This is a genomic window from Yinghuangia sp. YIM S10712 (genome assembly GCF_051388935.1).
Classification (GTDB): Bacteria; Actinomycetota; Actinomycetes; order Streptomycetales; family Streptomycetaceae; genus Yinghuangia.
Map to the genome: position 1 here is coordinate 519,867 of NZ_JBPKBI010000001.1, position 15,361 is coordinate 535,227.

A 15,361-nucleotide genomic window follows, 5' to 3' on the forward strand; every position below is an offset into this window, starting at 1 on the left:
CTTCATCGCCGCACCGCCGGATCCGTACGACGCGATCCTGGGCCGGCTTGCTGCGCCGCGACCGCGCGGCGAACGACGGTGAGCACGAAGGCCAGCGCCGCCGCCGAGACCACCGCGAGCAGGAGCAGACCGACGGCGTACGAGTCGAAGGCGCTGTAGATGCCGCCCATCACCAGCGGGGGCACGAACCCGCCCAGTCCGCCGGCCGCGCCGACGACGCCGGTCACCGAACCGGTCATCTCGGCCGGCGCCAACACGGCGACCAGCGCGAACGTCGCCCCGCTGCCCGCGCCCAAGGCCGCGCCCATCGCCAGGAACGCGATCGTGCCGACAGGAGCCAGAGAGGGCGTCGCCGACTGCACGACGGCGCCGACCACGACCACCGCGAGCGAGGCGGCCAGCACCCGCGTCGCCCCCAGGCGGTCGGACAGCCAGCCGCCGACCGGGCGCATCGCGACGGCGACGAGGACGAAGCCGGCCATGCGGTTCGCCGCGTCCGTCTGGGAAAGGCCGTACGCGTTCTTCAGGTAGGTGGGGAGGTAGACCGAGAACGCCACATAGCCGCCGAACAGCACCGCGTACAGCGCGGCGGCCTGCGCGGTCACCGGCAGGCGCATCGTCGCCGCGAGCCGGCGGCCCAGCGACTCCTTCGGCGGCACCCGCCCCGGCGCGTCGCGCAGTACGACCGCGGACACGACGGCGAAGACCGCCAGCGCGGCGGCGGTGATCAGGAACGGGTTCGCGGTGCCGTGCGCGTCGACCAGGCGCACGGTCGTGAGCGCACTGATCGCGGTGCCGCCCATCCCGGCCCCGAACACCCCGATCGCGAACCCGCGCCGCTCCGGGGGGAACCACGCGCTGACGAACGGGACACCGATCGCGAAGGCCGTACCGCCGATGCCGAGGAAGAAACCGCCGACCAGCAGCGCGCCGAGGGAGTCGTGGCCCCACAGCCCCAGGTACAGCACCGGCACGATGGTCGCCGCCGACACCAGCGGGAACATCACCCGCCCGCCGAACCGGTCGGTCATCGCCCCCACGGGGATCCGGCCCACCGACCCGACCACGACGGGAACCGCGACCAGTAACGACTGTTCGAACGACGTCAGGCCCAAGTCGTCCTTGAATCTCGGCCCGAGCGGACTGAGCAGTGCCCACGCCCAGAAGTTCACCGCGAAACCGAGTGTGGCCACAACAAGCATGCCCACCGGCCGCCCGGTTCCCTGTGAGTGACGCATGCGGTTCCCTCCCGTCCGAGGATGAGCCCTACCCGCCGGCGCGACGAAGACACGGGGTATCGGGCCCGGCTGAGCCCCAGATCACCTTCCACTCGGCGGGACAACCCCGAGCAGGGTCATTCGGCCCTTCTGTCACCCCGATGGGCCTACCGCATACTCGGGCAAAACATCATCAGCATGGCGGAAATATGCAGTGTTTGTTCGACTGCGGTGGTCGGACACGCCCGCAACAAGCGGAGACGGGGAGGGCAGGGCCATCCGGCGGCCCTGCCCTCCCCGTCTCCCCCGCTTCGGGGCGGAACGTCACCTCGGCAGGGCGGCCTCGGCCTGCGGCGACCGGCTGTCGGCATCCTGGACGGCGGTTGCCGCGCGGGTGGTGGCCAGGAGGTGGGCCAGCGTGCCCGCGGCCACCACGGCGAGCAGGACCAGGCCCACGGCGTACGAGTCGAACGCGCTGTAGATCGCGCCCATCACCAGCGGGGGCACGAACCCACCCAGCCCGCCGGCCGCACCGACCATGCCGGTCACCGAACCCGTCATCGCGGGTGGCGCGAGCTGCGCGACCAGTGCGAACGTCGCCCCCGCGCCCGCGCCAAGCGCGGCGGCCATGGTGAGGAACGCGATCGTGCCGACAGGCGCCAGCGGCGGGGTCGCCGACTGCACCAACGCCCCGACCACGACCACCGCGAGCGTGCCGGCCAGGACGCGGGTCGGCCCGAAGCGGTCGGAGAGCCACCCGCCGATGGGCCGGATCGCGACGCCGACCAGGACGAAGCCGGCCATGCGGTTCGCGGCGTCCGTCTGGGAGAGACCGTACGCGTTCTTGAGGTACGTGGGCAGGTAGACGGAGAACGCCACGTAGCCGCCGAAGAGGACCGCGTACAGGATCGACGCCTGGGTCGTGACGGAGAGCCGGGCGGTCGCGGCGAGCCGGCGTCCGAGCGGTTCCGTCGGAGGTGTCCGGCCGGGCGCGTCGCGCAGCACGACGGCGGCAAGGACCGCGTAGGCCGTCAGCGCCGCGGCGGTGATCAGGAACGGGTTCGCGGTGCCGTGCGCGTCGACCAGGCGGACCGTGGTCAGCGCGCTGATCGCGGTACCGGCGTTCCCGGCGCCGAAAAGACCGATCGCCAGCCCGCGTCGTTCCGGGGGGAACCACGCGCTGACGAACGGCACGCCGACAGCGAACGACGTACCGGCGATGCCGAGGAAGAACGTCCCGGCCAGCAGAGCGGCCAGAGAATCGTGACCCCACAGTCCCAGGTACAGCACCGGCACGATCGTCGCCACCGACACCAGGGGGAAGACCAGCCGCCCTCCGAAGCGGTCGGTCATCGCACCGACCGGGATCCGGCCGAGTGAGCCGACCACGACCGGCACGGCCACGAGCAGGGACTGCTCGAACGCACTGAGCGAGAGCGTGTCCTTGAACCTCGGCCCCAGCGGGCTGATCAGTGCCCAGGCCCAGAAGTTCACGGCGAAACCGAGGGTGGCCAGACCCAGCATCAGATACGCGCGGGCGGCGGAGGGTGGCGTCGATTCGGGAAGCTGCCGACGTGCTGCGGCTTCCGGTATCTGGCGTCGCATGCGAGTCCTTCCGTCAACCATGAACCCTGTCGCGTGGTGCAGCGCGAAATGGTCCCCCGGAACCGGGTGGCCATGAGGAGATTACCGCTGCTTAATGCGCGGGATTCCCGCGGATCCGGGCAGAGTCGGTCGTTTCTTCGACAATAAAACTGACGCCGTCGGATTTTCACTGTGAGATTTCCGGTGTTCGATGAACCGGAAACAGTCCGGAAACACATGTGAAGGTCCGGAAACGCTTTGGAAACACCTTGGAAATGATGCGGTCGCGTGCCTGTGAGGGATGCCGCCTGCGGCGGGCCGAGCGCGGACGGTCGGTGGGGTGAAGGTGTGTCCGAGCGCACGGTCGGCGGTCCGAAGCGCACGGCCGCAGGAGACGGCGTACGGGCGTGGCCGTCGCATTGCGCGTTCTTCCGGTTCAGGGGGCGGGGAACGAGCCGCAGAGGGCGCCCACTTGGCGACCCGGGACTTCGGCGGGGACTCGGCCGATGCGCGGTGGTCTCGTGCGTGGACGATCGTGTGGTTCCACCTGTCCGATGTCGCCGGGTTGTTCGGTGTCGGGTCGGCGGGGCATCAGCGCCTCTTTGGGGGCGAAGTGACGCTTGCTTCCTGCGACTCTCGGCACGTGAGCGATCGGAAACGCCGAACGGCCCCCGGTGCGGGGGCCGTTCGGCGGTCAACGAGCGCACTTCCCGACCGCGAATTTCACCCGGCGCCACGGCGCTCGCAGCATTCGCCACCTCGCGCGCGACGTCCTGCCAACCCCGCATCAGCCGGCCACTGCGGACCACAAACTTCTCATCGTCAGGCAACTCGTGCGCCGGAAAACCCATTGGCCACCTCGCGCGCCCGACCGTTCGAATCGACGGCCAATCGGCGAAAGCCGTTCCCGTTCCCAGATCACGTGGCGGAAATCGGCAAGCGGCAAGCGGCAAGCGGATCAGGCGGCGCGGCCGGCTTTGCTCGGCGCGATGGTCCTGGAACGCACGGTCAACCGGCCGCCCCGGCCTGGTGCTCCGGCATGGCGGCGCCGGCTTGTCGGTGATGGCGTTCGACGTCGCAGGCGACCGCATCAGGCGGATCTGGGTCGTGCTCAACCCGACAAACCCCGCGCATGGAACGCCGTGTCGCCCCGCGCCTGAGACCGACCGGAGCCACTGTCGACTCATTGCGCGCAGGCCACCGCCGCACAGCCCGATCGGTTGATCAGGCCGACGCCCCGGCTCCGGTCGGCGGCTGCAAGGAATCAGGTGTGGCACGTCGGAAATCCAGTCGGGCTGTGCGTTCTCGTCACGGTGTACGGCCCCGCCCACCGCAGGACGGCGTGGGCCACCCACGGAAGCGATGTTCGTCGCCCGCATGCCGACCCCGGACGAGGCCGCCACACTCCGACTCGCCGAAGGCGTACCCCTGTTGGTCATCCGACGCTTCACTCAAGGGAACGTCGGGCCACTTGCCTACGGGGAAACCCGCGCCGCAGCCGACGCGTTCCACGCCGACTACGAACAAACGCGACGTTGTCAGCACCGCCGCTGTGACCCGATGTCGGCACCGATCACCCAGCGGGCAGCGGCTAGGTCCCGAGCTGCCACGTCACGCCCTCACGTGTGTAGTAGGCGTAGCCGTCCCGTACCGCGACGGCCAGAGTATGACCCCCGACCATGCCCGAGCCCAACCCGAACAGAGCATTGCCCGAAACCCGACGCGTCTGCGAACGTCATTCGCCGTCGTAGTGGTACGACGTCCGTCGGCTTGGCGCACGATCACCGCAGGATCGCATGCTCTTGGTCAACATCCGCCTCGCCCTCGACGTAAACATGAAAAGAACGATTGACTCCGGGAAACAGCTCACGCCAAAGTACAAACATGGTCGAGATGCCACCGAGTCGAGCCCTGTTCGCAGTGGACATAAAAAACTCCACCAAATATCCGGGAAGTTCCTGGCTGTCCCTTAGGCAGGCACTGCACGAAGTCGTTTGGTCAAGCCTGGAACATGTTGGGATCTCCAGGCATGAGGATGTACTTGGCATCGAAGACGCTGGCGACGGCTTCGCCATCATCCTGGGTGATCGCGACACCGCTCGTCTGGTCGACGCAGTACCCAAACTGAACAACGAACTGCACCAACGCGCCCAGGATTTCGATCCGCCGCTGCGCATGCGTGCCGTAGTACACCACGGCCCGATCCACCCCTCAGGCTCCGGCACCGCGAGAATCGAGTTGGCCCGGATGCTGGAAAGCAACGAGCTGCGAAAAGTTCTCGAAGACACCGGCTCGAAACTCGCCGTCATGATCTCCGACCACGCTTATCACACCACAGTGGAGGACGGATATACAGAAGCTGTCAAACCTCTCGATTTCCGCCCGATGGATATCAGGGTCAAAAATGCAGAGATCAAGGTAAGGGTATACACACCGGCCCCGCCCTCCGACCTGACCAAGCGCCGCGGAGTCGCAGTAGCCGTGAGTGCAGTTGCGGCGGCCTCGAAATACCCGAAACGGAAAGATGCGTCGGCTATCCCCCCGGAGAAGGGCACCACGGCACCCCGCAACCGGAAAATCCGCATGACCTCGGCCAAAACGAATATTTCCCACGGGCAACCCTTCCCCGAACGCCCGCGCCGCACGGCCTCCACGGCCACGGTCGGCTCGCCCCTAGGGTCGCCTCTCTCCTCGCATGCGCACATGCCGCCGAGCCGCGCCATGATCGCGGTGGATATTGAGCAGTACAGCGGATATCCGGATTTCCTGAGACCGTCCATCCGGCAGGCGATGCGTAAAATCATCGGTTCGGCGTTGGAGCAGGTCGGAATATCATGGGACCCTGTTGAAAGAGACGATAAGGTTTATAGCCGCGACGACGGCGACGGGTTCACCATTATTCTGAGTGACCGCGACACCGCTCGCCTGGTCGACGCGGTGCCCGAACTGAACAACGAACTGCACCGGCGTGCCAGGGACTTCGATCCGCCGTTGCGCATGCGCGCCGCAATACACCACGGCCCGATCGATCACTCAGGGTCAGGCATCGCGAGAATCGAGTTGGCCCGGATGCTCGGAAGCAACGAACTGCGAAAGGCTCTCGAGAACACCGACTCGAGATTCGCCGTCATGATCTCCGACCACGCCTACCACACGGCAGTGGAGGGTGGATATACAGCAGCTGTGAAACCTCACAATTTCCAGCCGGTGGATATCCAGGTAAAAAAAACTGAGCTCAAGGCATGGGTACACACGCCGGCTCTGCCCTCCGACGTGACCAAGCGCCGGGGAATCGCAGTCGCCGCGCGAGCAACGGCGGCGGCAGTCGGCACCGCAGCGACCATCGTGTCCCACAAGCTGAAGGACGCGCAGGTTGCCTCGTCATCCTTCACGGCGCCCAACAACCGGCCGCCACGTATGGGTTGGAATAAGCGCAAAAACTTGCCCATCGTGCCCATGGAGGCCGCCGATCGCCGCGCCCGCTCAGCGCCCACTCGCAAGGCCGCCGTGCGGGCGCTTTCAGCAGCCGCCTCCTCGCTTTTCCCGGGTACGAAGAACCGTCAGGAATCGAGCTTGGCCAAGGCACTGGAACGGGAACGAGACTTGAGATGAAGCAACCAAGTTCGGCTTCCGCCCAAGACCGAATGTCGGACCAGGCTGCGTGGATGCGCGACTTCGGAGCCGTGTTCGCACCGGCCAAGAAGCGGGGCGGCATCAGCTTCCAAAAGATCGCCGACGCCTGCGACATCAAAGCCCAACGTGTCGGCGAACTGGCCAAGGGCCAAGGCGAAGTCACCAGCCTGGGCAAGATCGAGCAGATCGCCGATGCAATGCGCATCCCCGGCGAGATGATCGGATTGGCGCCACGCTCCTGGGAGCGCTCAAGCAAGCCGACCGTCATCACAGGAACGGTCATCCCCGCTCAGCAAACGACCGAAGAAACCCGGCCACAGGCTGAGATCGGACTGTCATACGCACGTTCGCTCACCGACACCTTGGCGACAGTAGCCAGCCTGGGGAGTAGCGACGTGCAACGACGATCACTCCTCACGTCGTTCACTAGACAAGCCGTACCGCGTGTGAAAAATGACGACTTCCATTGCGGATTGGTCGGCCATGTCGCCGCACAGGGGACTATCAGCTGTCGCATTGAGGGCGCACGTACAGCGAGGTCAGCACAGCCCGAAAACGCAGCGACCCGCAGGCCTTCTCCCTGGGGGAGGTGCCGAGGGGACGTCCTCGGCGAGCCTGCGGGTCGGGTGTCTGCCTGGTATTCGCCGACCGCCTGACGCTTTCCGCCGCGCTGCAGTCGAGGCGGGTCAGACTTCGGTCGGGAGACCGGAGTGGCGGCTAGCTGGCAGCCACCTCACGCGTCCGAATGCTATGCAAAACAGACCACCTCCTTTCCCGTGTACCGCACAAGGTAGGTCGGGTTCGGGCGGGAGGCAAGGAGATTTTCGGGTGGTCGTTCTCACGCGCTGGGCGGGAATAGCCGGAGGCCGTCGGGGGGTTGCCCCGCACGGGTGAGCGAGGCCGCCACAGGGCGGATTCCGGCGTCCCGTTCCACGACGGCGCGGTGTGAGCGATGGCGTGGGGGACGTCACGTTTGCCGGGGGAATGCGGTCGGCTTCGGGGGCGGTTGAGTCGCGGAGTGTCCGCCAGACCGCAGATCGTGCCGGGGGAGTCCGCGCCGGGTGCACCCGAGTCCCCGCGTCGGCTGCGGCGTGTCGTGGGGGCGGTGGTCGCCGATGTGACGCCGTTGCGGCTGTCGGCCGGGTATCGGCGGTTGTGGGCCGGGGCGATGATCAGTTCGCTCGGGCAGCAGATGACCGCGTTGGCGGTGGCGGTCGAGGCGTACCAGCTCACCGGATCGAACTTCTCCGTCGGGCTGGTCGGGCTCTTTTTCCTTGGGCCGCTGATCTTTTTCGGCCTGGTCGGCGGGGCGATCGCGGACAGCATGGACCGGCGCAAGCTCGGGTTGATCACGTCGACGGGTTTGTCGGTGATGAGCCTGGTGCTCGCGGTGCAGGCGGTTCTGGAGCTCCGGCAGGTCTGGCTGCTGTATGCGGTGGTGGCCGCTCAGTCGGCGTTTTTCGCGGTCAACAGCCCTACGCGCGCGGCGATGATCCCGCGTCTGCTGCCCGCCGAGCATCTCCCCGCCGCGAACGCGTTGTCGATGCTGAGCATGACGGTGAGCATGACGGCCGGGCCGTTGCTCGCCGGGCTGGTCATCGGGGTATGGGACGCCCAGACCGTCTACATCGTCGACGCGCTGGGTTTCGGTCTCGCGCTGTATGCGATGTGGCGGCTGCCTTCGATGCCGCCCGTGCGTGAGGGACCGGCGGGGCGGGCGTCGGTTGCCGAGGGTTTCCGCTACCTGCGTACGCGTCCCAACGTCCGTATGACGTTCATGGCCGACATCGCCGCGATGGCGTTCGGCATGCCGCGCGCGCTCTTCCCGGCCGTCGCGGCGGCCTGGTACGGCGGCGACGCCAAGACCGTCGGCCTGCTCGCCGCCGCTCCTGCGGTCGGCGGGTTTCTGGGGGCGCTGTTCTCCGGCTGGCTGGGCCGGGTGCGCTACCAGGGCCGGGCGGTCATTCTCTCGATTGTGGCGTGGGGGCTCGCGATCGCCGCGTTCGGTACGACGCGGTGGCTGTGGCTGGGTCTTCTCTTCCTCGCGGTCGCGGGTTGTGCGGACACCATCAGCGGTGTCTTCCGCAACACGATCCTCCAGGTCGCGACGCCGGATGACATGCGCGGGAGGCTCGCGGGCGTCTTCACGGTCGTGGTCGCCGGCGGCCCGCGCCTGGGCGACTTCGGGTCCGGGAGCATCGCGACGTTGACGAGCGAGCGGGTCGCGGTGATCGGCGGCGGCCTGGCGTGCGTGGTCGCGGTGCTGGCGCTGACGGCGCGCTGGCGGGGCTTCTGGCGCTACGACGCGCGCAACCCCACACCGTGAGGCGGGGCGCGTCGGGGCCCTCCCGGGGGTGCCCGCGGACGGACGTTTCGGTGGCAGGGCGCCCGGCCGGATCGCGCGGGTCCGCCGTCACGCGGCGTCTCGCGGCTGGATCCACAGGGCTTCCGCGTGTCCGGCAACCCGCCCGTCGCCGTCGTACAACGTCGTCGCCGTGTACACCTTGCGTCCGTCGCGGCCGAGTCGCCGACCCATGACGACGCAGCGGTCGCCGATATAGGGGAGGGCGTCGACCCGCGCGGTGATGCGGGCCAGCAGGAGGGCGGGAGTGTCGTCGCCGAGTGTGGTCCACGCGCCGGGGCAGTCGAGCGCCGCCCAGACGAATTCGGGGCGTACGCGCATGCCGTCGGGGCCGGCCAGTGACCTGTCCGGGACCCAGGCGCACGCCGTCGTGTCCGGGCGCTGCGCGAGCCGGCCCGGGAACAACCGCAGGCCGTCGCCTTCCGCGCGCTTGGTTCCGCAGACGAAGCAGGTGGGGAACGGGTGGTGCCGTCGGGCGGCGAGGAAGGCCGCCGACGTTTCCGCGGCCGTTTCGTACGGCACGGGGTCGATCGGTTCGAAGTGCACCGTCGCGTCGTCCGCCCGCTCGGCCTCGGCGACCAGGGCGGCGACGTCGTAGAGGTCCGTGGCGCCGCCGACGTCGCGCACGATGCGCAGGTCGCGCTCCAGCGGGGGCGGCTGCCGCAGTGTGACGGTGGCCGCGGCACCCGGGACCTGCTGGGCGAGCAGGCCCGCGACGTAGCCTCCGTTGCCCGAGCCGGGGGGACCGTTGAACCGTCCGGCGACGGTCAGCGCGTCGAGGGGACGGAACACACTTTCGGCCTCTGCCATGCACTTCACCGTACCCAGCCGTGCCGCGTCCTGACCGCGTGCCGTCGCGCTCGTGGCACCCGTGGTGGCGGGTGTGCCGGAGGAGGGAGATGTGATTGGGTACAAGGCCACACTCCCGGCCTGTCCCACCGCAGGTAGGAGCGGTACGTCCGGCGTGGGACGCGCCCACCGCACACTTCCCCGTCGGGCGCAAATCGGCGGGTCCGACCGGGAGCAGAACACGCGGCCGGAACGTTGTCATTTGACGGCGCGCCGGAGCGGGCGGCGTACCCGCCGGTGTGAACCGGGCGCGGGTGCCCCCGACGCGTCGACCTCATACGTGAGGACGGTCACGGCCGCCGCCCCGGTGGGACAGAATTGGGGGCAGGACCACGAAGAAACGGAGCTGGCGGTCGTGAGTGCACTCATCGACACCACGGAGATGTACCTCCGGACCATTTTCGAGCTGGAAGAGGAGGGCGTGGTCCCGCTGCGCGCCCGTATCGCCGAACGGCTCGGGCAGAGCGGACCGACCGTCAGCCAGACCGTCGCGCGCATGGAGCGTGACGGGCTGCTCACGGTCGAAGGCGACCGTCATCTGGAGCTGACCGACGAAGGCAGGCACCTCGCCACACGCGTCATGCGCAAGCACCGGCTCGCCGAGTGCCTGCTCGTCGACGTCATCGGGTTGCCGTGGGAGCAGGTGCACGCCGAGGCGTGCCGCTGGGAGCACGTGATGAGCGAGCAGGTCGAGCGCCGGTTGCTTGAGCTGCTGCACCATCCGAAGGAGTCGCCGTACGGCAACCCCATTCCCGGCCTGGAGGAGCTCGACCGCGACATGCACGCGGACGACTTCATGGACGGCCTGGGCACGCTTCTCGACGTGGCGGGGCCCGAGGGGAAGAACGTGGTGGTCCGCCGCATCGGCGAGCCGCTCCAGACCGACGCCCAGCTCATGTACACGCTGCGGCGCGCGGGGGTCCGCCCCGGCGCGGTGGTGAGTGTGCACGAGTCGCCGGGCGGGGTCATGGCGGGCAGCGGCGGCGAGGCGGCGGAGCTTTCGCCGGACATCGCCGCACACGTGTTCGTGGCGGCGCGCTGACCGGCGAGGCGGTGCGTTGATCACCGTGCCGGTGCGGTGACGGTGCGGTGATCGACGGATACAGCGGGATTTGTGTGGGGCGGGTGCGCTGGGGCGCGCCCGCCCCACACGCGTTTTGCTCAACACGCCGGTCCTCACGCGGTGAGCATTCGCGCATGAACGGATTGTTTCCTGGGCCGCGATGACGTGACGTTCCGGGGAAACACGGGCTTGGCACCGTCGCTGGGGTCAGACACAAAACGCACGCTCCGCCCGGATTGCAACGACGGAGGACCCGCCCATGGCCACCCCAGCGAACAACGACACCGCCGACAAGCCGCCCCGACTGCGCTCCCTCCTGTCGTTCCGTGGGCGCTACCGCATGCTGCACCTGGCCATGCTCGCGTTCCTCATCAGCTTCGTGCTGTGGTTCGACATGGCGCCGTTCATGGACGACATCGGCGAGGAATTCCACCTGACGGCAGGTCAGAAGGCGACGCTCGCCTTGTGCAACATCGCGCTGACCATTCCGGCGCGCACGTTGATCGGCCTGCTCGTCGACCGGTACGGGCCGCGCCGCGTCTACGGGGCGCTGCTGATCTTCGCGGCGATCCCGAACACCATCTTCGCGCTGGCGCAGTCCTATCCGATGCTCGTGATCAGCCGCCTCATGGTCAGCATCGTCGGTGCGGGCTTCGTGGTCGGCATCCGGCTGGTCGCCGAGTGGTTCCCCAAGCGCGAACTCGGCACCGCGGAAGGCTATTACGGCGGTTGGGGCAACTTCGGCTCCGCGGCCGCGGCGCTGACGCTGCCGGTTTTCGTGGCCGCGATCGCGGACGGCGAGGGCGCGTGGCGCTGGGGTGTCGGTGTCGCGGGCTTGTTGGCCGCCGCGTACGGCGTGTTCTTCCTGGCGATGGCGCGCGACGTGCCGGACGGCAAGACGTATGAGCGGCCCGCGCGCAAGCCGGGTCTCCAGGTGACCAGCCGGCCGGCCGCGTTCGGCCTGATGGCCCTTCAGGTGCCGCTCGCAGTGGCGCTCGGGTTCGTCGTATACCGGCTCAACGCGGACTACACGGCGACCACGCCGGCCGGCAAGAAGACGTTCCCGGGCGTCGTCAACGACGCGACCGCGGCGGTGCTGTACGCGGTGGTCGTGCTGTGGCTCGCGTACCAGATCTACGCGGTCGTCAAGTCGAACCGTGGTGTGCTGCGCGGCGACAAACCGGAGATCGAGCACTACCCGTTCGCCGCGGTGGGCCTGCTGGCGATCGCGTACATGGTCACTTTCGGCGCGGAGCTGACGATGGCGGCCTGGCTGCCGAACTTCTTCGGGACGCTTTTCGACATGGACACGACGACCGCGGCCACCGCCGCGGCGTGCTTCGCCGGCACCAACCTGGTCACGCGCCCGTTCGGCGGCTGGCTGTCGGACCGCACGGGACGCCGCAAGCTCACCCTCCTGGGCCTGCTGCTGGGGTCGTTCCTGTGCTACCTGGTGCTGTGGCGGATCGATTCCGACTGGCCGGTCTGGCAGAGCGTCGCACTGCTCGCGCTGGCCTCGGTGTTCATCCAGGGCGGCAACGGCGCGGTCTACGCGATCGTGCCGCAGATCCAGCACCGCGTGTCGGGCCAGATCTCCGGTCTCGTGGGCGCGTTCGGAAACGTCGGCGGGGTGTTCTTCACCAGCCTGATCTTCCTTCAGGTGGTGCCGCAGACCGTCTTCCTGGTCATCGGCATCTCGTCGCTGGCGGCGGGCCTGTGCTGCCTCTTCCTCCCGGGCGTCGGCGAGGTGCGGCGCGGCGGCACGCAGCCTGCCGATGCCGACCGGACCGCGGTCCCGGTGGCGGTGACCACGGGCTGACCCGTGAGTGCGCACCGCGCACACCGCACGAGAGAACACCGACGGACCCTGGGGCACCGACCGCCCCGGGGTCCGTCGGTGTTCGCACGGGAGCGCGGCCGAACGCCGACGACCGCCGCGCGGGCTCCGGCAGGTCTACCGCGCCGGGACCGTCGTACGGCGATCCCGCGCCCGGGGGATCGCCTGGGTGCAGGCGTAGGCGATGGGGTTGATGAGTTCGCGGGCTTCGGGAAGCCAGCGGTTGGCCGTGGTGGGGTGCCGGGCCCAGGTGGCTCCGCCGCTGGCGCCCATGGCCGACGGCGGCGCCACGACGAAGTCGCCGTCCCCCCGGCAGACCATGTCGATCGCGGGCGAACCCCAGCCGGTACGCCGGAGCAGCTCGGGCATCTTGTCGCGCGCGCCCGGCATGACGAAGAACTGCAGGCGCCGGTCGGGGGTCGCGATGACCGGGCCGAGGGGGAGTCCGAGGCGTTCGAGGCGGGCCAGGGCGAGGCAGCCGGCGGGTTCGGCGACGTCGATGACGTCGAAGGCGCGGCCGGTCGGCAACAGGATCGCCGCGTCCGGGTGTTGGGACCACCAGCGGCGGATGGTGGCCGGGCTGCCGGCGGCTTGTGCGGCCCAGTCGCGGTGCAGCGGATGGGCGCCGGGTACGCGGCAGGCCGGGAGGCCGCAACTGCACCGCCTGCCTTTGTCGGTCTCGACGACGGATGTGCCCGGTACGACGTCCCAGTGGCGGTCCTCCGCGTAGCGGACGGCCGCCTCTGCCAGCGTTTCGCGGGTGTGCCGTCGGCCCCCGAGGATCTCTTCCACGCCCTCACAACTGCTTGACGACGCATTGGTTACTGGGCGCACGGACCTTATTCGCACGCTTGATGAAAGTCACTCGAAAGAGGGACGGACGTGCGGGCGTCATCCCCGCCCGGTTCGGTGAGAAAGGATGTAACTCGATGTCCTGACAAGGCCTTTCAGGTGTTTGGCGATCTTTGCCCGTGCTGTTCCAGGAATGTCCTTCGGCCGCCGCGGCAGGCGGCGCATCGGGGGCGCACGGATGCAACGGCAGGGGCGCAGGGGCCGGGGAGGCTGTCGGTGATTGCGTTCAAGTGGCTACCGTCCGTTACGGACGATGTGATGGGGCTTCACGGGCCTGCCCGCACACGGGAGTTCACCACGGAGCCCGACCGCGGCGCACGGCAGGCGCGGGAACAGCAGGGGCGCAGGGCCATACCAGGCCCACAGCAGGTGTAGGCACAGCAGGCAGGGGCGGCAGGCCGGGAGTCCGGGGCGCTCCGCAGGGGAGGGACGCCGATGGCCGCACGGTCGCTCGTGACACGCCAGCCCAACGAACGCCTGGCGTCGCTCATACACGAGGCGGGATGCTCCAACGCCGGCCTCGCCCGGCGCGTCAACATGTGCGGCGCCGAGCAGGGCATGGACCTGCGCTACGACAAGACTTCCGTCGCCCGTTGGCTGCGCGGTCAGCAGCCGCGTGGCGCGGTGCCGAACCTGATCGCCGAGGCGCTGGGGCGAAAACTGGGCCGACCGGTCACGGTCGACGAGATCGGCATGGCCGACGGACGCAGCCTGGCGACCAATATCGGGTTGCAGTTCGCTCCGACGCCGGCCGCGACCGTCGACGTGGTGACCGAGCTGTGGCGCAGTGACGTCAACCGCCGTGATTTCCTGCTGAATTCGTCGGTCGCGGTGGCCGCGCTGGTGGCGCCGAGCCGTGATTGGCTGATCACCGCGCCGGACGCGGAGGTGGCCCGGGCCGGCGGCCCGCGCGTCGGGGCGACGGATGTCGAGGCCGTGCGGGCGACGACGGAGATGCTGTCCCTTCTCGACCACCGGTTCGGTGCGGGGCACATCCGGCCGGTGGTCGTGCACTACCTGGGGTCGGTGGTCTCGGGCCTGTTGAACGGGACGTACGGCGACGCGACGGGCCGCGAGTTGTTCGCCGCCGTGTCGAGGCTGACCGAGCTCGCCGGCTACATGGCCGTCGACACCGGCCAGCCCGGTCTGGCACAGCGCTACTACATCCAGGCGCTGCGGCTCGCCCAGGCCGCGGGCGACCGGCCGTACGGCGGTTATGTGCTGGCCGCCGGGATGAGCCACCTCGCCGGGAACCTCGGGAATCCGAGGGAGATAACGCAGTTGGCGCGCGCCGCCCAGGAAGGGTCGAGGTCCGGGACAGGGCACGGGGCGACCGCGACCACGATGGCGATGTTCCACGCGGCGGAGGCCCGCGGGCATGCGCAGTTGGGCGACATGCGTGCCTGCGAGAGCGCCCTCGCACGGGCGGAGACCGCGATGGAGCGGTCGCGTCCGGAGGAGGACCCGGGCTGGATCGCGCACTTCGACCGGGCTTATCTGGCCGACGAGTTCGCGCACTGCTACCGCGACCTCGACCGCCCGCGGCAGGCCGAGCAGGCGGCGCGGGCGGCACTCGAAGGGCACGCCGAGACGCGCGTGCGCCGCCGGGCCGTCGACACGTTGCTGCTCGCGACCGCACACCTTCAGCAGAACCGTCTCGACGAGGCGTGCGCGGTCGCGGCCGACGCGCTCGGACTGGTGGCGCGGCTGCGATCGGAGCGCGGACAGGAGTATCTGCGCGACTTCCAGCGGCGCCTGGCCCCGTGGGCCGCCGAGCCGGTCGCCCGCGACTTCATCGCCGCGGTGCGCGCGGCGTACGACGAGGAGGCGCCGGAGGTGCTGACCGCCTGACGCGCCCTTCTCCTCTCGAAGCGGCCCGCGCCGCGTCCCGTGACGGACAACCGGGACGCAGGCCCGGGGGGGGGGGGGGGGGGGGGGGGGGGGGGGGGGGGGGGGGGGGGGGG

At 69.3% G+C, this 15,361-nt stretch carries 10 protein-coding genes; 6 read left to right on the top strand and 4 right to left on the bottom strand.

The features are described from left to right. Positions 1-2 precede the first annotated feature (2 nt). Positions 3-1,202 carry an MFS transporter gene (locus ACRX5W_RS02440; RefSeq protein ID WP_436786765.1) on the bottom strand — a complete coding sequence of 400 codons (1,200 nt, stop codon included), beginning with the start codon at positions 1,200-1,202 and terminating at the stop codon, positions 3-5. 339 nt (positions 1,203-1,541) lie between these two features. After that, entirely contained in the window at positions 1,542-2,822 is a 1,281-nt protein-coding gene (locus tag ACRX5W_RS02445) for a nitrate/nitrite transporter (RefSeq protein ID WP_436786197.1), read from the bottom strand. A 1,863-nt stretch (positions 2,823-4,685) separates the two neighbouring features. Between ACRX5W_RS02445 and ACRX5W_RS02450 the strand changes: the two genes are divergently transcribed. From ACRX5W_RS02450 to ACRX5W_RS02460, 3 genes are all read left to right on the top strand, one after another. Continuing rightward, complete coding sequence (locus ACRX5W_RS02450; protein WP_436786198.1) at positions 4,686-6,413, top strand: hypothetical protein; 1,728 nt, start codon at positions 4,686-4,688, stop codon at positions 6,411-6,413. A gap of 53 nt (positions 6,414-6,466) precedes the next feature. Then, positions 6,467-7,090 carry a hypothetical protein gene (locus tag ACRX5W_RS02455; RefSeq protein WP_436786199.1) on the top strand — a complete coding sequence of 208 codons (624 nt, stop codon included), beginning with the start codon at positions 6,467-6,469 and terminating at the stop codon, positions 7,088-7,090. A gap of 362 nt (positions 7,091-7,452) precedes the next feature. Then, the gene (locus tag ACRX5W_RS02460; RefSeq protein ID WP_436786200.1) at positions 7,453-8,760 is read left to right on the top strand and encodes an MFS transporter; all 1,308 of its coding nucleotides are present in this window, start codon (positions 7,453-7,455) and stop codon (positions 8,758-8,760) included. A gap of 87 nt (positions 8,761-8,847) precedes the next feature. Here ACRX5W_RS02460 and ACRX5W_RS02465 read toward each other — a convergent pair whose 3' ends face one another. Further along, positions 8,848-9,606, bottom strand: coding sequence for a hypothetical protein (locus ACRX5W_RS02465; RefSeq protein ID WP_436786201.1), 759 nt, complete (start codon positions 9,604-9,606; stop codon positions 8,848-8,850). Positions 9,607-10,000: 394 nt separating this feature from the next. Here ACRX5W_RS02465 and ACRX5W_RS02470 point away from each other — a divergent pair, with 394 nt between their 5' ends. Next, positions 10,001-10,687 carry an iron dependent repressor, metal binding and dimerization domain protein gene (locus ACRX5W_RS02470; RefSeq protein WP_436786202.1) on the top strand — a complete coding sequence of 229 codons (687 nt, stop codon included), beginning with the start codon at positions 10,001-10,003 and terminating at the stop codon, positions 10,685-10,687. A gap of 280 nt (positions 10,688-10,967) precedes the next feature. Next, positions 10,968-12,527 (top strand): MFS transporter, encoded by a 1,560-nt coding sequence (locus ACRX5W_RS02475; RefSeq protein WP_436786203.1) that lies wholly within the window; start codon positions 10,968-10,970, stop codon positions 12,525-12,527. A gap of 135 nt (positions 12,528-12,662) precedes the next feature. Here the strand turns inward: ACRX5W_RS02475 and ACRX5W_RS02480 are convergent, their stop codons facing one another. Next, on the bottom strand, positions 12,663-13,337 hold the full coding sequence (locus tag ACRX5W_RS02480; protein WP_436786204.1) for a bifunctional DNA primase/polymerase: 675 nt from the start codon (positions 13,335-13,337) through the stop codon (positions 12,663-12,665). A 495-nt stretch (positions 13,338-13,832) separates the two neighbouring features. On the opposite strand from ACRX5W_RS02480, the gene ACRX5W_RS02485 reads away from it, so the two are divergent. Next, a complete protein-coding gene (locus ACRX5W_RS02485; protein WP_436786205.1) occupies positions 13,833-15,248 on the top strand; it encodes a transcriptional regulator in 1,416 nt (471 codons plus the stop codon). The last annotated feature ends 113 nt before the right edge of the window (positions 15,249-15,361 follow it).

Coding starts and splice junctions, on each gene's coding strand:
- ACRX5W_RS02440 (WP_436786765.1), bottom strand. CDS start 1,202: ATGCTTGTTGTGGCCACACTCGGTTTCGCGGTGAACTTCTGGGCGTGG.
- ACRX5W_RS02445 (WP_436786197.1), bottom strand. CDS start 2,822: ATGCGACGCCAGATACCGGAAGCCGCAGCACGTCGGCAGCTTCCCGAA.
- ACRX5W_RS02450 (WP_436786198.1), top strand. CDS start 4,686: ATGGTCGAGATGCCACCGAGTCGAGCCCTGTTCGCAGTGGACATAAAA.
- ACRX5W_RS02455 (WP_436786199.1), top strand. CDS start 6,467: ATGCGCGACTTCGGAGCCGTGTTCGCACCGGCCAAGAAGCGGGGCGGC.
- ACRX5W_RS02465 (WP_436786201.1), bottom strand. CDS start 9,606: ATGGCAGAGGCCGAAAGTGTGTTCCGTCCCCTCGACGCGCTGACCGTC.
- ACRX5W_RS02475 (WP_436786203.1), top strand. CDS start 10,968: ATGGCCACCCCAGCGAACAACGACACCGCCGACAAGCCGCCCCGACTG.
- ACRX5W_RS02485 (WP_436786205.1), top strand. CDS start 13,833: ATGGCCGCACGGTCGCTCGTGACACGCCAGCCCAACGAACGCCTGGCG.